This window comes from Actinomadura sp. SCN-SB, assembly GCF_043906805.1.
Taxonomy (GTDB): domain Bacteria; phylum Actinomycetota; class Actinomycetes; order Streptosporangiales; family Streptosporangiaceae; genus Spirillospora.
In genome coordinates, this window is record NZ_JBIMPP010000043.1 from 45651 (window position 1) to 67346 (window position 21696).

Annotated in this window: 17 protein-coding genes; 9 read left to right on the top strand and 8 right to left on the bottom strand. The window is 72.5% G+C overall.

Going from position 1 to position 21696, the window contains the following annotated elements:
• The first annotated feature begins 50 nt into the window (after window positions 1-50).
• On the top strand, window positions 51-1181 hold the full coding sequence (locus ACGWYJ_RS25155) for an ABC transporter ATP-binding protein (RefSeq protein ID WP_395108805.1): 1131 nt from the start codon (window positions 51-53) through the stop codon (window positions 1179-1181).
• Here the strand turns inward: ACGWYJ_RS25155 and ACGWYJ_RS25160 are convergent.
• On the bottom strand, window positions 1178-1903 hold the full coding sequence (locus ACGWYJ_RS25160; RefSeq protein WP_395108791.1) for a class I SAM-dependent methyltransferase: 726 nt from the start codon (window positions 1901-1903) through the stop codon (window positions 1178-1180). The two genes, ACGWYJ_RS25155 and ACGWYJ_RS25160, sit on opposite strands and share 4 nt — an antisense overlap.
• Window positions 1904-1940: 37 nt before the next feature.
• Window positions 1941-2933, bottom strand: coding sequence for a DUF5937 family protein (locus tag ACGWYJ_RS25165; protein WP_395108792.1), 993 nt, complete (start codon window positions 2931-2933; stop codon window positions 1941-1943).
• 81 nt (window positions 2934-3014) lie between these two features.
• On the opposite strand from ACGWYJ_RS25165, the gene ACGWYJ_RS25170 reads away from it, so the two are divergent.
• Window positions 3015-4235: an MFS transporter gene (locus ACGWYJ_RS25170; RefSeq protein WP_395108793.1), complete on the top strand. Its 1221-nt coding sequence runs from the start codon at window positions 3015-3017 to the stop codon at window positions 4233-4235.
• A gap of 86 nt (window positions 4236-4321) precedes the next feature.
• On the opposite strand, the gene ACGWYJ_RS25175 is transcribed toward ACGWYJ_RS25170, so the two are convergent.
• From ACGWYJ_RS25175 to ACGWYJ_RS25195, 5 genes are all read right to left on the bottom strand, one after another.
• Window positions 4322-6835, bottom strand: coding sequence for an ABC transporter permease (locus ACGWYJ_RS25175; RefSeq protein WP_395108794.1), 2514 nt, complete (start codon window positions 6833-6835; stop codon window positions 4322-4324).
• On the bottom strand, window positions 6832-7680 hold the full coding sequence (locus ACGWYJ_RS25180; RefSeq protein WP_395108795.1) for an ABC transporter ATP-binding protein: 849 nt from the start codon (window positions 7678-7680) through the stop codon (window positions 6832-6834). The genes ACGWYJ_RS25175 and ACGWYJ_RS25180 overlap by 4 nt, the downstream gene beginning before the upstream one ends.
• A gap of 412 nt (window positions 7681-8092) precedes the next feature.
• Window positions 8093-8809: a response regulator transcription factor gene (locus tag ACGWYJ_RS25185; protein ID WP_285701681.1), complete on the bottom strand. Its 717-nt coding sequence runs from the start codon at window positions 8807-8809 to the stop codon at window positions 8093-8095.
• Between the two features lie 58 nt (window positions 8810-8867).
• The gene (locus ACGWYJ_RS25190; RefSeq protein ID WP_395108796.1) at window positions 8868-10088 is read right to left on the bottom strand and encodes a sensor histidine kinase; all 1221 of its coding nucleotides are present in this window, start codon (window positions 10086-10088) and stop codon (window positions 8868-8870) included.
• Between the two features lie 237 nt (window positions 10089-10325).
• A complete protein-coding gene (locus tag ACGWYJ_RS25195; protein WP_395108797.1) occupies window positions 10326-11282 on the bottom strand; it encodes a RecB family exonuclease in 957 nt (318 codons plus the stop codon).
• Between the two features lie 62 nt (window positions 11283-11344).
• Between ACGWYJ_RS25195 and ACGWYJ_RS25200 the strand changes: the two genes are divergently transcribed.
• From ACGWYJ_RS25200 to ACGWYJ_RS25220, 5 genes are all read left to right on the top strand, one after another.
• A complete protein-coding gene (locus ACGWYJ_RS25200) occupies window positions 11345-12559 on the top strand; it encodes a site-2 protease family protein (protein ID WP_395108798.1) in 1215 nt (404 codons plus the stop codon).
• Window positions 12560-12589: 30 nt separating this feature from the next.
• On the top strand, window positions 12590-13570 hold the full coding sequence (locus ACGWYJ_RS25205) for a tRNA (adenine-N1)-methyltransferase (protein ID WP_395108799.1): 981 nt from the start codon (window positions 12590-12592) through the stop codon (window positions 13568-13570).
• 351 nt (window positions 13571-13921) lie between these two features.
• The gene (arc, locus tag ACGWYJ_RS25210) at window positions 13922-15685 is read left to right on the top strand and encodes a proteasome ATPase (RefSeq protein ID WP_395108800.1); all 1764 of its coding nucleotides are present in this window, start codon (window positions 13922-13924) and stop codon (window positions 15683-15685) included.
• A gap of 366 nt (window positions 15686-16051) precedes the next feature.
• Window positions 16052-17569: a depupylase/deamidase Dop gene (gene dop, locus ACGWYJ_RS25215; RefSeq protein ID WP_285701675.1), complete on the top strand. Its 1518-nt coding sequence runs from the start codon at window positions 16052-16054 to the stop codon at window positions 17567-17569.
• Between the two features lie 167 nt (window positions 17570-17736).
• A complete protein-coding gene (locus tag ACGWYJ_RS25220; protein WP_285701673.1) occupies window positions 17737-17949 on the top strand; it encodes a ubiquitin-like protein Pup in 213 nt (70 codons plus the stop codon).
• Between the two features lie 181 nt (window positions 17950-18130).
• Here ACGWYJ_RS25220 and ACGWYJ_RS25225 read toward each other — a convergent pair whose 3' ends face one another.
• On the bottom strand, window positions 18131-19621 hold the full coding sequence (locus ACGWYJ_RS25225) for a hypothetical protein (RefSeq protein ID WP_395108801.1): 1491 nt from the start codon (window positions 19619-19621) through the stop codon (window positions 18131-18133).
• 191 nt (window positions 19622-19812) lie between these two features.
• Here ACGWYJ_RS25225 and prcB point away from each other — a divergent pair, with 191 nt between their 5' ends.
• Together prcB and prcA are read left to right on the top strand one after the other, a co-directional pair.
• Window positions 19813-20682, top strand: coding sequence for a proteasome subunit beta (gene prcB / locus ACGWYJ_RS25230; RefSeq protein ID WP_395108802.1), 870 nt, complete (start codon window positions 19813-19815; stop codon window positions 20680-20682).
• A gap of 21 nt (window positions 20683-20703) precedes the next feature.
• Window positions 20704-21465 (top strand): proteasome subunit alpha, encoded by a 762-nt coding sequence (prcA, locus tag ACGWYJ_RS25235; RefSeq protein WP_395108803.1) that lies wholly within the window; start codon window positions 20704-20706, stop codon window positions 21463-21465.
• Window positions 21466-21696: the final 231 nt, after the last annotated feature.

The window sequence follows — 21696 nt, forward strand, 5'->3', positions numbered from 1 at the left end:
CCCCGCAGCCCGAGGCCGACGGCACCGCCACCACCGGGGCGACCACCGGAGTGACGACCAAGGAGTCCCCCGCCGCGTCCGGTGGCGGGGCGGGCGGGGACGTGCTGCTGGAGGTCGACGGCCTCGGCAAGCACTTCCCGGTGACGGCGGGGCTGCTGCGCCGCCAGGTCGCCGCGGTGAAGGCCGTGGACGGGGTGTCGTTCTCGGTGCGCAGGGGCCAGACGCTGGGCCTGGTGGGCGAGTCGGGCTGCGGCAAGACCACCACCGGCCGGATGATCATGCGGCTGCTGGATCCCAGCTTCGGGACGATCACCTTCGACGGCCATGACATCACGTCGATGTCGCAGAAGCGGATGCGCCCGCTGCGCCGCGACATCCAGATGATCTTCCAGGATCCGTACTCGTCGCTGAACCCGCGGCAGACGGTCGGCGCGATCGTCGGCGCCGCGTTCCGGCTGCAGAAGATCGACACCCCGCAGGGGGTGAAGAAGGCCGTCCAGGAGCTGCTGGAGCTGGTGGGCCTCAACCCCGAGCACTACAACCGGTACCCGCACGAGTTCTCCGGCGGGCAACGGCAGCGCATCGGCATCGCCCGCACGCTGGCGCTCAAGCCGAAGCTGATCGTGGCGGACGAGCCGGTGTCGGCGCTGGACGTGTCGGTGCAGGCGCAGGTGGTGAACCTGCTGGAGGACCTGCAGAACGAGCTGGACCTGACCTACGTGGTGATCGCGCACGACCTGTCGGTGGTGCGGCACATCTCCGACCGGGTCGCGGTGATGTACCTCGGCAAGATCGTGGAGATCGCGGACCGGGACGACCTGTACGGCCGGCCGATGCACCCGTACACCAACGCGCTGCTGTCGGCGGTGCCGATCCCCGACCCGTCGCAGCGCGAGGGCCGGGAGCGGATCCGGCTGCAGGGCGACGTGCCCAGCCCGCTGGACCCGCCGCCCGCGTGCCGGTTCCACACCCGCTGCTGGAAGGCGCAGGACATCTGCAAGCAGGTGGAGCCGCCGCTGGTGGAGCTGAGCCCCGGGCACCAGGCGGCCTGCCACTTCCCGGAGAACACCACGATCAGCGCGACCGACCTGGTCGCCGCGCAGTCCGCCGCGACCGCCAAGACCGACCAGGCCGCTCCGCAGGACGGGGCGGTCCCGAAGCCGGCCGAGGGCGACGACTAGTCACGTCCCGTCGCGGCGGCCGGCGCGCGGTGGGCGGTGAACCAGGTGCGGCCGTCGTCGAGGAACCGGCCGAACCGCAGCCCGGCCCGCGCGAGGGTGCCGTCCAGGTCGTGGTCGGCGAGCCGCCGCGAGGTGAAGGTGTGCACCCAGGTCCGGTCGCCGGTGGAGTACTCGATGCTCGCGGTGAGCAGGTCGGCGGCGGGGCGGCGCACGTCGAACAGGCGGTAGCGGACGCCGTCGCGTTCCCACCGTGAGGGCGCGGCGGCGTCGAACCACGCGGGGCTCTCCCGCTGGACGATCAGCACGCCGTCGTCGCCGAGGTGGCGGTGGCAGGCGCGCAGCAGGTCCTCGCGCGGGCCGTAGCAGATCAGGAACGACATCAGCAGCACGCCGCCGAACCGCTCGCCCAGGTCCAGGTCCTGGATGCGGGACCGCACGGTCCGCACCCCGGCGGCGCCCGCCGCGTCGATCCGCGCCAGCATGCCGGGGGACTCGTCGACGGCGACGACGGGATGCCCCAGCGCGGCCAGCGGCAGGGTGACCCGTCCGGCGCCGGAGCCCAGCTCCAGGACGGCCGCGCCCGGCCGCAGCGCGCCGTGGACGAGGGCGGCCTCCCCGTCTCCCGGTGGCAGCGCGGCGTAGAACTCGACCGCCGACCCGTCCGGCGCGATGGCGCCGGGCCCCGTGCCGTGCGCTCCCGGTGTGCCCATGGTGTCGTCCATGCGCCGATTGTGGGCGACCCCGAGGCCCCGCGCCAGATCACCGTCCCGGGTCGGCGGGGTGGGCGGCGCGGGCGAGGGCGTCGCCGAGGGGCGTGCGCCGGTACAGGACGGCGCGTCCGGCGCGGGCCCGGTCGAGCAGCCCGGCGCGGCGCAGGACGGCCAGATGGTCCCCGGCGGCGCCGACGGCGATGCCGAGCGCGCGGGCGATCTGGGTGGTGCCCGCGGGTTCGTCCAGGGCGAGCAGGACGCGGGCGCGGGTGCGGCCGAGCAGCCCGGCGAGCGCGCCGGGTTCGGTGCGCGCGGGCGTCTCCCACAGGGCGGCGATGCCGCGCGCCGGGTAGATCAGCGCGTGCGGCCAGGGGTCGTCGGTGTGCGCGGCGACCCGCGGCCACACGAACACCGAGGGGATGAGCAGCAGCCCGCGGCCGCCGAGCGCGACGGTCTCGTGCGAAGCTGTCCGCAGGATCTCGATGCCGCGGTCGCGCCAGCGGACGCGGGGGTGCAGGTCGGCCAGCGCGGCCTCCCAGCCGCCCTGGCCGAGCCGTCCCGCGCGGTGCAGCACGTCGCGTTCGCAGATGGCGCGCAACTGCGGCCAGGACGGTGCCACCAGCTCCTGCCAGGCGGTCTCCAGCGCGTCGGCGATCAGTTCGGTGACGTCGTCGCGGCGCAGCAGCGCGGCGGCGCGGTCACCGGCGGGACGGTGCCGCAGGCACAGGCCGATCTCGCGGCGGGCCAGGGCGAGGGGGGTGGCGCGGACCTGCGCGAGGTCGTCCTCGATGGTCTGGGCGAGACCGAGCCGGGGCGGCGGCGCGGCGAACGCGGCGCCGTAGGAGGGGGTGTGCAGGGCCAGCACCGCGTCCAGGGCGGTGCCGGCGCGCAGCCGCCGGAACGCGGGCCGCAGCCGGTCGGCCCACGGTGGCCGCCCGGAATGCCCGGCCAGCCCCCGCAGCAGACCGTTGAGCTCGAACAGCGGTGAGAGCGCGAACCGGCTGTGCAGGAGGTCCTCGGTCTCCGCCTCGAAACGGATCATGCCGTGACCCTACGTCCCGGAGCTTACGTCCCAGGACGTAACGATGGCGGCGGCGGGCCGGGCGGCGGCAGGCTCCGCCGCATGACGACACGGGACCGGGACGCGCCGCGGGCGTCCTACCGGGAGGTGCTGGCCGAGCCGCGGTTCCGGGTGCTGTTCGGCACCCGGTCACTGGTGATCGCGGCGGACACGCTGCGGATGGTGGCGCTGTCGGTGCTGGTGTACGGGCGGACGGGATCGCCGCTGCTGGCGTCGGTGGCGTTCGCGGCGGGGTTCGCCCCGCAGGTGGCGGGCGGCGCGCTGCTGGGGGCGCTGGCCGACCGGATGCGCCCGCGTCCCCTGGTGGCGGGCGTGTACGCGATGGAGGCGGGGGCCGCGGCGGCGCTGGCGCTGCTGGACCTTCCGGTGGCGGGGTGCCTGCTGCTGGTGGCGGCGGTGGCGTGCGCGACGCCCGTGGTGTCGGGCGCGGTGAGCAGGGTGGCGGTGCAGGCGCTGCCGGGCGACCGGTACGTGCTGGGCCGGTCCCTGATGGTGGTGGCGTCGTCGGTGGCGCAGTTGGCCGGGCTGGCGTTCGGCGGGGCGGCGGTGGCGGCGCTGGGCCCGCGCGGCGCGCTTCTGGGCACCTGCGCGGTGTACGCGGTCGCGGCGGCACTGGTCGTGCTGTTCCTGGACGACCTGCCCGCCGCCACGAGGCGGGATCCGGCGGGGCCACGGCGGGGGCTGGTGGGGGAGAGCGGCGCGGTGAACCGGCGGCTGCTGGCCGACCCGGCGGTGCGGGCGCTGCTGCTGGCGCAGTGGCTTCCCGCGGCGTTCGTCGCGGGAGCGGAGAGCCTGCTGATCCCGTTCGCGCACGACCGGGGCCTGCCCGCCGCGATGGGCGCGGTGCTGATGGCGTGCCCGCCGGCGGGGATGATCGCGGGGAACCTGGCGTGCGGGCGGCTGCTGCGCCCGTCCGCCAGGGAACGTCTGGTGGTGCCGCTGATGGCGCTGGTGGGGCTGCCGCTGCTGCCGCTGGCGGCCGGGCCGCCGGCCACGGTGGCGGCGGCGCTGCTGGCCGTCGCGGGCGCCGCGTTCGCCTACGAGCTGGGGATCCAGCGCCGGTTCGTGGACGCGGTGCCCGAGGCCGAGCGGGGGCAGGCGTTCGGGCTGCTGTCGACCGGGATGATGACCTTGCAGGGTGTCGGCCCGGTGCTGTCCGGCGCGCTGGCCGAGGCCGCCGGTCCCGGCACGGCCATCGGCGCGGCGGGCGCCGCGGCCGTCCTGGCGGCGGTGTGGCTGCGCCCCCTCCTCGGCCGGGTCTGAACAAGGCGAGAGGCGCCCCGGCCGCTGCGCGGGGCGCCCCTCTGTGCGGGGTCGAGCGGGGTCCTCCTTCGATCCCTCTTCGGTTTCTATTCGGTCGCGATGGCCTTCAGGACGTCCATGCGCCCGGCCCGCCACGCCGGCCACAGCGCGGCCAGCACGCCGATCACGGCGGCGATCACCACGTAGATCGCCAGGGTGACGTACGGGATGCTGAGCCGGGTCAGGCCCTCGCCCTCCAGCGCGTGCTGCACCGCGGCGCCGAACGACACCCCGATCGCGATGCCGAGGACGGCGCCGAACAGCGCGATCACGATGGACTCCAGCCGGATCATGCGGCGCAGCTGGCGGCGGCTGATGCCGATCGCGCGCAGCAGCCCGATCTCCCGGGTCCGCTCGATCACCGACAGCGCCAGCGTGTTGATCACCCCGACCGCCGCGATGATCACGGACATGATCAGCAGCGCGGTGAGGAAGGAGACCAGCCCGTCGATCTCCTGCCGGGCCTCGTCCTTGATCGCGGCCTGGTCCTGCACCTCGACGTTGGGGTGGTCCTTCAAGGCGCTTTCCAGCGCGGTCTTGGTGGCGGGACCGGTGGACGCGGCGTCGACGACGACCAGGCTGAGGGTGGGCCGCGCGGCGTGCGCCCGGTGCGCCGCCTCCGCGATCACCCGAGAGCCGACCAGGTCGCTCTTGGCGTAGATCCCGGTGATCCGCAGCCGCTCGGTGGCGCCGTCGGGGAACTGCACGGGGACGACCGAGCCGACCGCCCAGCCCTGCGAGCGCGCGGTCTCCTCGTTCACGAGCATCCCGTCCCGCCCGGTGTCCAGCGTCCCGGACGTCGCCTTCACCCGGGCGCCCTTCTCCAGCGCGTGGGCGTCGGCGACGGTGTAGCCGCCCCGCTTCCCGGCGAAGTTGGCCGTGCCGTCGTAGATCGCCGACACCCGCGTCACCCCGGGGACCGCCTGGACCCTCCCGAGTACGTCGGGGCCCATGGTCACGCCGAACGCGACGGGAGCGACGACGTAGTCCGCGCCCAACTGCTTGTCGATCTGCGCGTCCACCGAGGACCGCATGGACGCGCCCAGCACGTTCACCGTCGTGATCAGCGCGAGGCCGATCATCAGGGCGGCGGCGGTGGCGGCGGTGCGGCGCGGGTTGCGCAGCGCGTTCTGCCTCGCCAGCCGCCCGGGGGCGCCCATCAGGCGCGCGGCGGGAGCGCCCAGCACCCGCACGATCGGCACGCTGATCACGGGCGCCAGCATCGCCACGCCCAGCAGCACCGCGAACGCGCCCACGCCGACCGGCACGATCGGGTTGCCGGCGGTGTCGTCACCGGTCAGTCCCAGCGCGATCAGGGCCGCGCCGACCAGGGTGAGCAGCGACCCCAGCGCGACGCGGACCCGCAGGGACCGCTGCGGCAGCGCCACGTCGTCCCGCATCGCCGCCACCGGCGGGATCTTGGCGGCGCGGCGGGCCGGGAAGTACGCCGCCACCACGGTCACCACGATCCCGACCAGGTACGACCACACGAACATCATCGGCGTGAACACCAGCCCGCCGCCGCCGTCCCCGCCGATCATCTGCGAGTACAGCAGCGCGGCCAGGCCCGTGCCGACGCCCAGCCCCAGCGTGGACCCCAGGAACCCGACGGCGACCGCCTCGCCCAGCACCGCCCGCGTGACCTGCGGGCGGCCGGCGCCGATCGCGCGCAGCAGCGCCAGCTCCCTGGTGCGCTGCGCCACCAGCATCGAGAAGGTGTTCACGATGATGAACGCCCCGACGAAGATCGAGATCAGCGCGAACACCAGCAGGAACGTCCGGAAGAAGTTCATGATCTGCGCGACGTCGCTCTGCGCCTCGTCGCGCATCTGCGTGCCGGTGATCGCCTCGAGCTGGCCCGGGAGCACCGCCGCGACCCGGTCGCGCAGCTCCTCCTCGCTCACGCCCGACGACTCCATCTGGATGTCGGTGAAGAACCCGGGCTTGAGCATCAGCCGCTGAGCGGTCGGGGTGTCGAACGCGGTGACCGTGGCGCCCATCAGCGCGCCGGTGTCGATCGTCCCGCTGAGCCGCATCCTCTGCGGCGGGCCGGCCGTCACCACGGACACGGTGTCGCCGACCTTCAGCCCGCCCTTCTCGGCGGTCCGGTCGTCCACGGCGACCTCACCGGGCCCGGACGGGGGCCGCCCGGTCGTCATCGTGTACCCGCCGGTGCCCGTCCAGTTCACGCCGAGCTGCGGCGCGCCCTCCTGGCCCGACACGAGCTTGCCGTCGCGGCCGGTGACGGCGGCGTACCCGGTGATGTTCCCGACCGGGTTCCGCACGCCCTCGACCTGCTTCAGCCGTTCCAGCACCGACGCCGGCACCGGCTGCGCCGACATCCCGTCCTGGTCGGCGCCCTCCACGACCTTCTTGGCACGCACGTCCACCGCGATGCCCTTGCCGATCCGGTCGAACAGGTCGTCGAACTGCCGGCCCATGGTGTCGGTGAAGATCAGCGTCCCGGACACGAACGCCACACCGAGGATGACCGCGACCGCGGTCAGCATCAGGCGGATCTTGTGCGCCGCCAGATTGCGGAGCGTGACCTTGGCCATCATCGGGCGACGGCTCCCTGCTGCCGGGTCTGCCGCTCGGCCTGCTGGTCGGCCTCGTCGGCGTGCGCCGCGGGCGCGTCCAGGCCCTTCATCCGCTCCAGCACCCGCTCGGCGGTCGGCTCGGCCATGGTGTCGACGATCCGCCCGTCGGACAGGAACACCACCTGGTCGGCGTACGCGGCCGCCGACGGGTCATGGGTGACCATCACGATCGTCTGGCCCATCGACCGCACCGACTCGCGCAGGAACCCCAGCACCTCCGCGCCGGAGCGGGAGTCGAGGTTGCCGGTCGGCTCGTCCGCGAAGATGATCTCCGGGCGGGACGCCAGCGCACGCGCGCACGCCACCCGCTGCTGCTGCCCGCCCGACAGCTCGCCGGGACGGTGCTTGAGCCGCGGCCGCAGCCCCACCGTGTCGATGACGTGGTCCAGCCACTCCTTGTCCTGCTTGCGCCCCGCGATGTCCATCGGCAGGGTGATGTTCTCCAGCGCCGTCAGCGTCGGCACCAGGTTGAACGCCTGGAAGATGAAGCCGACCTTGTCGCGGCGCAGCCGGGTCAGCTGCTTGTCCTTCAGCCGCGTCAGGTCGGTGTCGCCGATGAACACCTGCCCCGAGTCCACCGAGTCCAGGCCCGCCATGCAGTGCATCAGCGTGGACTTGCCGGACCCGGACGGGCCCATGATCGCGGTGAAGCGGCCGCGCGGCACGCCCAGCGTCACCGTGTCCAGCGCGATGACCTTGGCGTCGCCCGAACCGTAGACCTTGGCGATCCCCTGGGCCCGTGCGGCGAAGTCGCCCTCCTCCGGTGCCAGGTGTGCGCCGGAGGCCGTCTGGGCGGATTCCGTCACAGTGAACTCCCTGCCTGTCGTGAAGCGCACGCCATGCGGCGCCTGTCGTCTCTGGGAACCGGTGCCGGACACGGCCGGAACCGGGTGGAACGGGCGGGACGCGCGCCGGCCGCCCCCGGGCACCGGCGCGCCGCGGATCGCTCCCCGTCGTGATCCCCGCATCTAGAACATTAAGGGCATCCACGTGGTGGGCGGATGAGCCGCAGGAAGGGACTTGCGGCTCCGCCTAGTGCAGGAGGGACAATCCGCCTGTCGTCCTTCCGGAGTAGGGGAGACCCTACGGCCAACCCCTCCGGCGACCCTGAGGCGGGCCATAAAAGCCCAGGTGAGATCCCGTGAATCAGGTTGGAGCCGCTCAGCCTGCGGGACGAGGGGTCAGGGCGGGCTCAGGGGTGGGGGCCAGGGCACGGGGTCAGCTCTGGCCGGGACGGCTCAGGCCGGTCTCGTACGCGTACACCACCGCCTGGACGCGGTCGCGCAGGCCGAGTTTGGCCAGCACGTTGCCCACGTGCGTCTTCACCGTGGTCTCGCTGACCACCAGCTCCGCGGCGATCTCCGCGTTGGACTGCCCCCGCGCCACATGCGTCAGCACTTCGCGCTCCCGCTCGGTCAGAGTGTCCAGGCCCGGCGGCGGCGTGGCGTCCCGCACGGCGGGCAGCCGCGTGGCGAACTTGTCCAGCAGCCGCCTGGTCACGCTCGGCGCGACGATCGCGTCCCCCGCCGCCACGATCCGGATGGCCTGCACCAGGTCCTCCGGCGGCGAGTCCTTCAGCAGGAACCCGCTGGCGCCCGCCCGCACCGCCTCGATCACGTACTCGTCCAGGTCGAACGTGGTCAGGATCAGCACCTTCGGATCGTGCGAGGCCGCGCCCTCCCGGATGATCCGCCGGGTCGCCTCGATGCCGTCCACCCCGGGCATCCGGATGTCCATCAGCACCACGTCCGGCAGCATCGCCCGCGTCATCTCCACCGCGACCGCGCCGTCCCCGGCCTCGCCGACCACCGCGATGTCCGGCTCGGCCTCCAGGATCAGCCGGAACCCCGTCCGCAGCAGCGGCTGGTCGTCCACCAGCAGCACCCGCACCGTGCCCGATTCCGTGCCGCCCGCCGTGTTCATCTCGCCGCCCATCTCCGAAGCCTCCCGGCCGATCCCAGTGTCCCGTACATCCAGCGCCCCCCGGTCCCGCCTACGCCTGCAACGGGAACCTGGCCCGTACCCCGAAGCCGCCGCCGACCCGCGGGCCGATCCGCAGCTCGCCCCCGTACAGCGCGACCCTCTCGTACATGCCGACCAGGCCGTGCCCGGGACGGTCCCCGTTGTCCGCCATGATCGTCGCGGTGCCGCGCCCGTCGTCCTCGATCTCCACCGTGAGGTCCTGATCGGTGTAGTGCAGCCGCACCCAGGCGCGCGCCTGCGGTCCCGCGTGCTTGAGCGTATTCGTCAGCGCCTCCTGGATCAGCCGGAACGCCGCCACGTCCACGCCCGGCGACGGCGTCCGCGCCTCGCCCTCGATCCACAGCTGCACCGACAGGCCCGTGTCGCGCACGTGGTCCAGCAGCTCGCCCAGATCGCCCAGGCCCGGCTGCGGCGCCAGCTCACCGCCCGCCGTCTCCGGATCCCGCTCGGTCCGCAGCACCCCCACGATCCGCCGCATCTCGCTCAGCGCCGTCCGCCCGACCTCCTCGATCGTGCTCATCGCCTCCCGGGCCCCCGCCGGATGCTTGTCCATGATCCGCCGTGCCGCGCCCGCCTGCACCGTCATCACGCTCACATGGTGCGCGACCACGTCGTGCAGCTCCCGCGCGATCCGCGAACGCTCCTCCACCCGCGCGGCGCGCGCGTCCGTGCCGCGCGCACGCTCCAGCCGCGCCGCCCGGTCCTCCAGCTCGGTGAAGTACGCCCGCCGCAGCCTCAGGTTGCGGCCCAGCGCCCACACGCCGATGCCCAGCGCGTTGTTGGTCAGGTACGACAGCAGCCCCATGTTCTCCGGGAACGCCACCATGTACAGGTTCATCCCGATCAGCGCCAGCACCCCGCCGAGGGCCCCCACCGCCAGCCCGCGGAACGCCGCCACGCTGTACACCGCCAGCAGGAACGCCACCAGTTCGGGAACGGTCGGGGGATAGTTCGCCGCGACGATCAGCGCCTCGCCCACCAGCACCGCGCACAGCGTCAGCAGCGGCCGCGTCCGGCGGAAGGTGAGCGTCATCGTCAACGCCACCACCAGCAGCAGATGCCGTATGTCGGTGGAGGCGAACTCCCGGCTCAGGTGCCGGGGCATCTCCTCCAAGTACAACTGCGGCAGTCCCACCGCCAGCACCAACAGCGCCAGGGCGGCGTCAGACGCCTGCGGGTGCGCCTGAAGCCAGGCACGGCAGGTGGCGAGACCACGGATGCGGGGTGACACAATCCTCACCCTAGGAGTTCGGGCCTGGTCGCAACCCCTCCTGTACGCCGAACCACGATCCTCCGCAAGGAGGATCCTGGCACAACCTCGCCTCCCCGGCCACCCCACCGGCGCTTGATCAGCGGCTTTGATCAGGCACGGGAACGGGGCGGCGTCCCGATCTCGCGCTGGATCTCGCGCCGGATCTCGCGCCGGGTCCGGGCAGGGGCGCGTTCCGCGTGCCCCGGCTGATCGGGGTCAGAGGTCGTCGCGTTCGCGCGCCACGGGCTCCAGATCGGCCGGGGAGGGACGGTCCACGGGCGTCTCGGGCAGCGGCGGCGGGGTGCCGCCGAACGCCGGGCAGCGCTGCTTGTGGTCGCACCAGTCGCACAGCCTGCTGGTGCGGTGCCGCCACTCACCGGTCTCGGTGGCCCGCCGGATCGCCTGCCACAGCGCCTCCACCTTGCGCTGGGTGGCGCGCAGGTCGGCCTCGTCCGGCGCGTACCGCAGCACCTCACCGTTGCCCAGGTACATCAGCTGGAGCAGCTTCGGCACCCGGCCGCGCAGCCGCCACAGGACCAGCGCGTAGAACTTCATCTGGAACAGCGCCCGCGCCTCGAAGTCGGCGCGCGGCGCCGTGCCGGTCTTGTAGTCCACGATCCGCACGTCACCGGCGGGCGCCACGTCGAGCCGGTCGATGTAGCCGCGCAGCTTCAGGCCCGACTCCAGCACCGTCTCCACGAACAGCTCCCGCTCGGCCGGCTCCAGCCGCCTCGGGTCCTCCAGGGTGAAGTACCGCTCCACCATCGCCCGCGCCTGCTCCAGCCACGCCTCCTCGCCCGTGCCGCCGCGCGGCGTGCGATCGGCGGGGGCGCCGTTCCCGGGGGCGCCGTCCTCGGGGTCGTCGAACAGCGAGGCCAGCTCGGGCTCGGCGGCCAGCAGCCGCTCCCATTCCGGGCCCAGCAGCGCCACCGCCTCCTCCGCGGTGCGCCGCTGCGCCGGCAGGTCGTACAGCCGTTCCAGCACCGCGTGCACCAGCGTCCCCCGCACCTGCGCCTGGCTGGGACGCTCGGGGATCCGGTCGATCACCCGGAACCGGTACAGCAGCGGGCAGGTCATGAAGTCGCCCGCCCGCGAGGGCGACAGCGATCCGATCACCGCCGGGCCCGGGGTGGTCTGCGCGCTCGCCGCGGGGCCCGTTCCGGTGCTCGTCATGGCACAGCAGGGTAGGGGACGCCACCGACGAAATCCCGTACCCGCCGCGGGGCCGTAGCATCATGGGCGTGGCAGACACCGCACCACCGGCGCAGGACAAGAGCGGGAACGGCACCGGCGAGACCGGAGGGGACGGACCCGGCCGTCCCGGGCAGGGCCGTCCCACCGGCCCCGGCCTGTTCATCGGGCGTCCCTTCGGGGTGCCCGTGTTCGTCTCACCCAGCTGGTTCCTGGTCGCGATCCTCGTCACCGTCGTGTTCGAGGGACAGGTGGACGGCGTCGTCCCCCCTCCCGGCAGCTTCGTCGTCGCGTTCCTGTACGCGGTGCTGCTCTACGGGTCGGTGTTCGTGCACGAGCTCAGCCACGCCGTGACCGCCCGCGCCATGGGACTGCCCGTGCGGTCGGTCGTCCTGCACGTCCTGGGCGGCGAGACCGCCATCGAACGCGAGGCGCCCACCCCGGGCCGCGAATTCCTCATCGCCTTCGCCGGCCCCGTCACCAACCTCGTCCTGGCCGTCCTGGGCCTTCTGGCGCGCCTGCTGCTGCCGCTGCCGCCCGTCGCCGAGCTCCTGGTGGACGCGCTCACCTTCGCCAACCTTCTCGTCGGCGTGTTCAACCTGCTGCCCGGCCTGCCCCTGGACGGGGGCCGCCTGGTCCGCGCCACCGTCTGGAAGATCACCGGGAACGGCGCCAGGGGCGCGGTGATCGCCGCCTGGATCGGCCGCGGCGTCGCCCTGGCCTGCCTCGCCGGCGGGGCGTTCCTGGCCGCCTACCCCGCGTCCGGCGAGGACGGCGGGATCGGGTGGCTGGCGCTGCTGTGGTCGGCGCTGGTCGCCTCGTTCATCTGGGTCGGCGCCACCCAGGCCCTGCGGGCCGAGAAGGTCCGCGACCGCATCCCCGCCCTGTCGGCCCGCCGCCTCGCCCGCCGCGCCACCCTCGTCACCGCCGACGTCCCCCTCGCGGAGGCGATCCGCCGCGCCCACGACCACCGCGCGGGCGCGCTGGTGATCGCCGACCACGACGGCCGCCCCCGCGGCCTGGTCAGCGAGAAGGCCGTCACCGCCGTCCCCGAGCACCGCCGCCCGTGGATCCAGGCCGGCGAGCTGTCCCGCGCCGTCCACGACGACCTGGTCCTGTCCGCCGACCTGAGCGGCGAGGACCTGGTCGCCGCGCTGCGCCGCGCCCCCGCCACCGAATACCTCCTGGTGGAAGCCGACGGCCGGGTGTACGGGGTGCTGGCGGCCACCGACGTCGACCGCGCCTTCGACGGCATCTGACACCCCGCGGCACGGATAGCCTTGAGGGCCATGAGCGAACCCACCCCCGGCACCGCGCCCTCGGGCACCGGCCGCGTCCCCCACGGCCCGTTCCGCCCCGGCGACCAGGTTCAGCTCACCGACCCCAAGGGCCGGGTCAACACCATCACCCTCCAGCCCGGCAAGCTCTACCACTCCCACAAGGGCGCCATCGCCCACGACGACATCATCGGCAGCCCCGAAGGTTCGGTGTTCCGGTCCACCGGCGGCGTCGACTACCTCGCCTTCCGCCCCCTCCTCGCCGACTTCGCCCTGCGCATGCCGCGCGGCGCCGCCGTCGTCTACCCCAAGGACGCCGGCCAGATCATCGCGATGGCCGACATCTTCCCCGGCGCCCGCGTCGTCGAGGCCGGCGCCGGCTCCGGCGCCCTGACCTGCTTCCTGCTGCGCGCGGTCGGCGAGCACGGCCTGGTCTCCTCCTACGAGCGCCGCCCCGACTTCGCCGACATCGCCCGCGCCAACGTCGAACGGTTCTTCGGCGGCCCCCACCCCGCCTGGCGCCTCACCGTCGGCGCCCTTGAGGACGCCCTCTCCGAGACCGAGGTCGACCGCGTCGTGCTGGACATGCTCGCCCCCTGGGAGTGCGTCGACCCCGTCGCCAAGGCCCTCGTCCCCGGCGGGATGGTCTGCGCCTACGTCGCCACCACGACCCAGATGTCGCGGATCGTCGAGGAACTGCGCGGCCACGGCACGTTCGCCGAGCCCTACGCCTTCGAGACCATGCTGCGGTCCTGGCACGTGGAGGGACTGGCCGTCCGCCCCGACCACCGCATGGTCGGCCACACCGGCTTCCTGGTCACCGCCCGCCGCCTGGCCGACGGCGTCACCCCGCCCATGCGGCGCCGCCGTCCCGCCAAGGGATCGCCCATCCCCGGCACCCCGGTGCCCGCGGCGGACGAGGGCGGCTCCTCCGGGGCACCGGGCGACTCACCGCACGGAGCACCGGACGAATCGCAGGACGAGGCGTCCTGACGCGCCGAGCGAGGTGAAGATCACATTCGCCGGGCGCCGCACACCCCCTCCAGGAGTCCCTGCCCGGAAGTAACACGGAATTCACACCGGCATTCACTCCGGCGCCCGCAGAACGCGACCCGTCCTCACCAGGGATGAAAACCGCTGAACTTCCGTCCCCGCGCCACCGGATCCGCCGTTTCCTCCGTCCCGGAGCCACGGCCGCGCAACCGTGGCCGTCCCCGTCGGACCCCGTCCACCAGCGGCGACGCCCCGGGCACGACACGAGAACCGAATGGGCAGGTTACGGAAGCCCTCCAGATAGGTAGGGTCTCAGTAGGTCGTCGGCTCTTCGTGAGGAGGTGACGGGGCGTGGCCGCTCGTGATGATGCTGGGGCGCGCAGGGCGCAGCACGAAAAGGAGGTCAGGGACCTCCAGACGCAGATCTCCTTCCTGGAGGAGGAGATCTCCGTGCTGCGCCGCAAGCTCGCGGAATCCCCCCGCCAAGTACGTGTTCTAGAGGAACGACTCCATGAGACGCAGGCCAACCTGGCCGCCGTGACCGGGCAGAACGAGCGTCTCGTGGCGACCCTCAAGGAAGCCCGCGAGCAGATCGTGGCGCTCAAGGAGGAGGTCGACCGGCTCGCGCAGCCGCCGTCCGGTTTCGGCGTCTTCCTGGGGGCCCGCGACGACGGCACCGTCGACATCTTCACCGGCGGCCGCAAGCTGAGGGTGAACGTCAGCCCGGCCGTCAACGTCGAGGAGCTCCAGCGCGGCCAGGAGGTCATGCTCAACGAGGCCCTCAACGTCGTCGAGGCGCTGGACTTCGAAGAGCAGGGCGAGGTCGTCATGCTCAAGGAGCTGTTCGACGACGGCGAGCGCGCCCTGGTCATCGCGCACGCCGACGAGGAGCGCGTCATCAAGCTCGCGGAGCCGCTGCGCGGCGTCCCGCTGCGCGCCGGCGACTCCCTCATGCTCGAACCCCGCTCCGGCTACGCCTACGAGAAGATCCACAAGGCCGAGGTCGAGGAACTGGTCCTCGAAGAGGTCCCCGACATCTCCTACGACGAGATCGGCGGTCTCGGCTCCCAGATCGAGATGATCAGGGACGCCATCGAGCTGCCCTACCTGCACGCCGACCTGTTCCGCGAGCACCAGCTGCGCCCGCCCAAGGGCGTCCTGCTGTACGGGCCGCCCGGCTGCGGGAAGACGCTCATCGCCAAGGCCGTCGCCAACTCCCTGGCCAAGCAGGTCGCCGAGAAGACCGGCCAGGAGGGCAAGAGCTTCTTCCTCAACATCAAGGGCCCCGAGCTGCTCAACAAGTACGTCGGCGAGACCGAGCGGCACATCCGCCTGGTCTTCCAGCGGGCCCGGGAGAAGGCGTCCGCCGGCACGCCCGTCATCGTCTTCTTCGACGAGATGGACTCCATCTTCCGCACCCGCGGGTCCGGCGTGTCCTCCGACGTCGAGAACACCATCGTCCCGCAGCTGCTCAGCGAGATCGACGGCGTCGAGGGGCTGGAGAACGTCATCGTCATCGGCGCCTCCAACCGCGAGGACATGATCGACCCCGCCATCCTGCGTCCCGGCAGGCTCGATGTGAAGATCAAGATCGAGCGGCCGGACGCCGAGGCGGCCAAGGACATCTTCTCCAAGTACATCCTCACGGGGCTGCCGCTGCACCCCGACGACGTGAAGGAGCACGGGGGCGACGACGCGGCCACCGTCGACGCCATGATCCAGCGCGTCGTCGAGCGGATGTACAGCGAAAGCGAGGAGAACAGGTTCCTGGAGGTCACCTACGCCAACGGCGACAAGGAGGTCCTCTACTTCAAGGACTTCAACTCCGGCGCGATGATCCAGAACATCGTCGACCGCGCCAAGAAGATGGCCATCAAGCAGTACCTCGACACCGGGCAGAAGGGCCTGCGCGTCTCCCACCTGCTCGCCGCCTGCGTCGACGAGTTCAGTGAGAACGAGGACCTGCCCAACACCACCAACCCCGACGACTGGGCCCGCATCTCCGGCAAGAAGGGCGAGCGGATCGTCTACATCCGCACGCTCGTCTCCGGCAAGCAGGGCGCGGAAGCCGGCCGATCCATCGACACCGTCGCCAACACCGGCCAGTACCTGTAGCACCCACGCGCCCCGCGCCGCCGGCGGCGGCGCGGACGGCGACCGGGACGACGACCGACCGCCACGCGGCGGCCGCCCGAGAAATCGGGAGGTCGCCGCGTGGCGTTTTCCGGGCCGGATTCCGCAGCGGATTCCGGCGCCTGTTCCAGACCAGTTCCGCACCAGACCTTGGGGAAATCCTGTGCGTCCCGCAACACCTGGCACATCAGTCCGCCGACACGGCGGAACCTCACGACACGACGCCGCCCAACTCGTGCCCCGCAACCCCGTAATCACAAGGGAAACGCAACTCCCCGCCCACGCGCACCCGCACCACGCCCAGGAGCCCCATGGCTCCACCCACGCGCCCCCGATAGGCTCGACGATATGAGTGTTCGGCGGGTGATGGGCATCGAGACCGAGTACGGCATCTCCGTACCGGGACAGCCAGGGGCCAACGCGATGGTGACCTCCTCCCAGGTCGTCAACGCCTACCTCGCGGCGTCGGCCGCGCGGGCGAGGCGCGCCCGCTGGGACTTCGAGGAGGAGAACCCCCTCCGTGACGCCCGCGGCTTCGACCTCGCCCGCGAGGTCGCCGACCCCAGCCAGCTCACCGACGAGGACCTCGGCCTCGCCAACGTCATCCTCACCAACGGCGCCCGCCTCTACGTCGACCACGCGCACCCCGAATACTCCGCGCCCGAGTGCACCAACCCCCGCGACGCCGTCATCTGGGACAAGGCCGGAGAGCGCGTCATGGCCGACGCCACCCACCGCGCCGCCATGGTGCCCGGCACCCACCCGATCCAGCTGTACAAGAACAACACCGACAACAAGGGCGCGTCCTACGGCTGCCATGAGAACTACCTCATGAAGCGCGAGACGCCCTTCGCCGACATCGTCCGGCACCTCACCCCCTTCTTCATCTCCCGCCAGGTGGTCTGCGGCGCCGGACGGGTCGGCATCGGCGTCGACGGGCGGGGCGAGGGCTTCCAGATCAGCCAGCGCGCCGACTTCTTCGAGGTCGAGGTCGGCCTGGAGACCACCCTCAAGCGCCCGATCATCAACACCCGCGACGAGCCCCACGCCGACCCCGAGAAGTACCGGCGTCTGCACGTCATCATCGGCGACGCCAACATGAGCGAGATCTCCACCTACCTCAAGCTCGGCACCACCAGCCTCGTCCTCGCCATGATCGAGGACGGGTTCCTGACCGTGGACCTGTCCGTCGACATGCCCGTCGCCGCGCTCCGCGCCGTCTCCCACGACCCCACCTGCAAGCACCAGCTCACCCTCCGCGACGGCCGCAAGATGACCGCCGTCCAGCTGCAGATGGAGTACCTGGAGCAGTCCCGCAAGTACGTGGAGGACCGTTACGGCGCCGACGTCGACGAGATGACCAAGGACGTCCTCGACCGCTGGGAGTCCGTCCTGCACCGTCTCGGCGACGACCCCTCCCAGCTCTCCCGCGAGCTCGACTGGGTCGCCAAGCTCTCCCTCCTCGACGGCTACCGGGAACGCGACGGCCTGGACTGGTCGCACCCCCGCCTCCAGCTCGTCGACCTCCAGTACACCGATATCCGTCCCGACAAGGGCCTCTACAACCGTCTCGTCGCCCGCGGGAGGATCGACCGCCTCGTCACCGAGGACCAGGTCCAGTCCGCCATCGAGAACCCCCCGGAGGACACCAGGGCGTACTTCCGCGGCCGGTGCCTGCGCCAGTACGCCGAGTCCGTCGCCGCGGCCTCCTGGGACTCGGTCATCTTCGACGTCCCCGGCCGCGAGTCGCTCCAGCGGGTCCCCACCCTCGAACCGCTCCGCGGCACCAGGCAGCACGTCGGCGCCCTCCTCGACCGCTGCCGCACCGCCGCCGACCTCGTCGCCACCCTCACCGGTCAAGGCTGAGTCCGGCGCGGCCTCGGCCGCGGCCTATCCGTGACCGGTTTGACCGTTTCATTCGTCGGCGGACCGGCGATAACCCCTGCAGACCCCCGCGCCGCCGCGGCACGGAATCCGCTCGCCGCCGGTGATCGGAGATAGGCTTGGGGGGACCGGCGAAGTGGGAGGTAAGCATGGCCACGAAGGACAACTCGGGCGGCCAGAAGCAGGCCCCGCGGCGTACCGAAGAGGTCGAGGAGACCCAGGACGCCCCCAGCGAGGACATCCAGGAAAGGCAGGAGAAGCTTTCCGACGATGTCGATGCAATTCTGGACGAAATCGACGAAGTTCTCGAAGAGAACGCCGAAGAATTCATCAGGGCATATGTCCAAAAGGGTGGTGAGTAAATCCGCTTAAATCCGCATTTGCCGGATTTAGGGGTTGGGTGGGAAGGGCCTTCCCAGGGCTCGTGGAGGGGTGGTCGGGCCGGGGCCGTGCTCGTATGAACACGGCCCGCCGTTCTTTCCGCCGCGCGGCGGGCGTCCCGTTCGATGGCGCCGGTAGCGGCCTGGCCGTCTTACAGGGCGGCTAGCCGTCTTCCAGGGTGGCGAGGTGGCGGGCCTGGGCGTTGCTGGCGGTGAGGCCGTGCGGCGGGACGGGGACGCCGGTGAGGCGGCACCAGGCGAAGCCGAGCCCGGCGGTGGCGCTGAGGAGACGCGTCGTGGTGGCGGCGTCGCCGCCGGTGGGGGAGGGCCACAGGGAGCGGAGCGGGTGGGTGTCGTCGTTGAGGATGTCGGCGAGCAGGGCCCGCAGTTCGGGGTCGAGCCAGCGGCCGACGGGGGCGGCGAGGTCGGGGCGGTATCCGGCCAGGTCGGCGGCCAGGAGCGCGGTGGCGGCGTGCCGTGGCTCGATGAAGGGCTCGGTGAAGTCCGGTGAGCCGGGGTCGCCGCACACGGGCCGCAGCGCGGTGGCGAGGTCGTAGAAGGCGAGCTGGAGCGCTTCGCCGGGCGCCGAGTCGTTGAAGAGGGTGGCGAAGAGGGGCGCGGGGCAACGGCGCCGCCATTCGCGTTCGACGACCTGGTCCCCGTAGGGAAGGGCGCGGTGGTCGAGCGCCGGGTTGGTCTGCAAGGGCTCGATCATGGAGAGCAGGGCCGAGGCGCGGACACGGAAGCGGGCGTCGTCGCGCAGGGCCTGGGCCGTCATGACCATGCAGCGGATGAGCTGCGCGGCGGCGTCGGCGCGGCCGGAGCGGAGACGCTCGGCGTACAGGCCGATGATGGTGTGCAGGGGCGGCGGCGGCAGCCATCGCAGGGGCCCGGTGCCGGGCGAGCCGGCGTTTGCGCCGTCCGGGCCGGTGGTACGAGGATCGGCGCCGGGCTGCGGCGCCAGGTGGGGCTCCCAGAGGTCGAGAAGGCCGAGGCGGGGGTCGAACAGGGGAACCGAGGCGCACCACAGCAGGGTGCTCCAGGTGGCGGCGATGGTGCTGGGCGTGCCGTGCAGGAAGCGGTTCCAGCCGAGGGGATAGTCGGCGGGCGGGGCCTGGGCGGCTTCGGACATGACGGAGCGCAGCCGGTAGGTCAGCGCGCCGGAGACGGGCCGGCCGACGAGGGCGAGGGGCGGGCCGTAGTCGGTGAGGTAGTCGGGCCCGGTGGGGATGATCTCGGCGGGGATGGGCGGCGGCGTGGGGGCGTGGACGGCGGACCGGCGGAGGTCGGCGCCCTGCGGCGGCGGTGAGGGGAACCAGCGGCTGTCGGCGGGGTGCCACCGGTACCAGCGCGTCCAGGCGGCGAAGAGCCACCAGCTGTGGTCGGGGAGGGACAGCAGGTGGGGGAAGAGGGCCTGGCGGCGTTGCAGCGGCGTGGAGGCGGGCCACCAGGGCGCGGTGACGATGGCGCGGGTGTGGTGCTCGGCGGCGGTGAAGGGGTCGGCGTCGGGCGGGAGCGTGAGGTCCTCTTCGGTCGGCGGGGGGTTGTAGGCGGGCCGCCTGGGGGGCCAGCCGGGCTCGCCGGGGGCGCTCGGCCAGGTCGGTTGCCCGAGGGGGCTCGGCCAGCCGGGCTGGCCTGGGGGTCCCAACACCACGCCGTCATCGTAATGGGCGGCGGGGGCGCGCCCGGCGCCGGTGCCGTGCGCGTCCGCTACAGGTCCCTCCCCGCCGCGCCGGTTCGCCGTGGGCGGACTGGTGAGGGTGGGCGTGGCATGCGGGGGGCGCTGGTTGAACAGTAGGGTCAGAGTGGTCAGCGCCGGTGGGTTCGTTGAGGGGAGCCGGTGCCATGGTGGAGGGAAGGAGTCGCGTGGCGTCGCACGATTCGCGCATCGGGCGTCTGCCGGGGTTGTTCGCCGGCCCCGACACGTCGTCGTTCACGGAGTTCCTGGGTGCCTACAATCCGGAGCTGCTTCCGGGGCGGAGGTCGCTGTCGGCGGCGGCCAGGGCGGGGGAGGAACTGCCGCACGCCACCACGATCGTCGCGGTGACGTACCCGGGCGGCGTGGTCGTGGCGGGTGACCGGCGGGCGACCGCGGGCAACGTGATCGCGCAACGCGATGTGGAGAAGGTGTTCCGGGCCGACGAGTTCTCGGCGATCGCGGTGGCGGGCACGGCCGGGATCGGGATGGAGCTGATCCGGCTGTTCCAGGTCGAGCTGGAGCATTACGAGAAGCGCGAGGGCCGGACCCTGTCGATGGAGGGCAAGGCCAACCGGCTGGCGACGCTGGTGCGCGGCAACCTGGGCATGGCGATGCAGGGGCTGGCGGTGGTGCCGCTGTTCGCGGGATACGACGAGGAGCGGGACGGGGGGCGGATCTTCTCCTACGACCCGGCGGGCGGCCGGTACGAGGAGCGGGACTTCTACTCGATCGGTTCGGGGTCGGTGTTCGCGCGGGGCGCGCTGAAGAAGCTGTGGCGCCCGGACCTGTCGCCGGAGGACGCGGCGCTGGTGTGCGTCCAGGCCTTGTACGACGCGGCCGACGACGATTCGGCGACGGGCGGTCCCGACCTGTCGCGCGGCATCTTCCCGGTGGTGGCGGTGGTGTCGGACGAGGGGTATCGCCGGCTGGGTGAGGACGAGGTGGGCGCGCTGGCCCGGTCCGTGGTCGAGGGACGTAACGACTCGCCGGGCGGTCCGACCGCCCCGCTGCGATAGAAGGGATCCAGACCGGTGTCGATGCCGTTCTATGTGTCGCCCGAACAGCAGATGAAGGACAAGGCGGACTACGCGCGCAAGGGCATCGCGCGTGGCCGCAGCGTGGTCGTGCTCCAGTACGACGACGGGATCCTGTTCGTGGCCGACAACCCGTCCCGGGCGCTGCACAAGATCAGCGAGATCTATGACCGGATCGCGTTCGCGGCGGTGGGCAAGTACAACGAGTTCGAGAACCTGCGGCTCGGCGGTGTGCGGTACGCGGACGTGAACGGGTACCAGTACGACCGCAGGGACGTGACGGCCCGCGGCCTGGCGAACGTGTACGCGCAGACGCTCGGCACGATCTTCACCGAGACCAACAAGCCGTACGAGGTGGAGCTGGTCGTGGCGGAGGTGGGCGACAGCGCCGACACCGACCAGATCTACCGGCTCACGTTCGACGGCTCGGTGGCCGACGAGCACGGCTACGTGGCGATGGGCGGGCAGGCCGAGGCGGTGGCGCAGGTCCTCAAGGAGCGCTACCGGGAGGGCATGCCGCTGGCGGAGGCGCTGCGGCTGGGGGTGCGGGCGCTGGAGGCGCAGGACTCCGACCGCCACCTGGAGGCCAAGTCACTGGAGGTGGCGGTGCTGGACCGCAACCGCGAGCACCGCCTGTTCAAGGCGCTGCCGGCGGCGCGGATCGAGCGGCTGCTGAACGAGGCCGACGGTGCGGACGGCGACAACGGGGGCAACGGCGGTAACGGAGACAACGGCGGCAACGGCGCGGGCTCGGCGGGCTCGTAGCGCCGACCCGGGCACCCGCCCGCCACGACACGCCGAACGAGGCGACGCCGAAACGAGGGGCCCGTCCCGGCAACCACAGGCCGTCCGAGGCCGCCGGGGACGGGCCCTCGGCTTGCCCGCGCCCCGTCCGCGCGCCCCCGCGCTCCCTCCGCCGAATGTGATCTACAATGTAAAGGCGGCGGCCGGGTGGACACCAGTGAAGCCAGAGGCGCCGGAGGCTGCCAAGTCGGG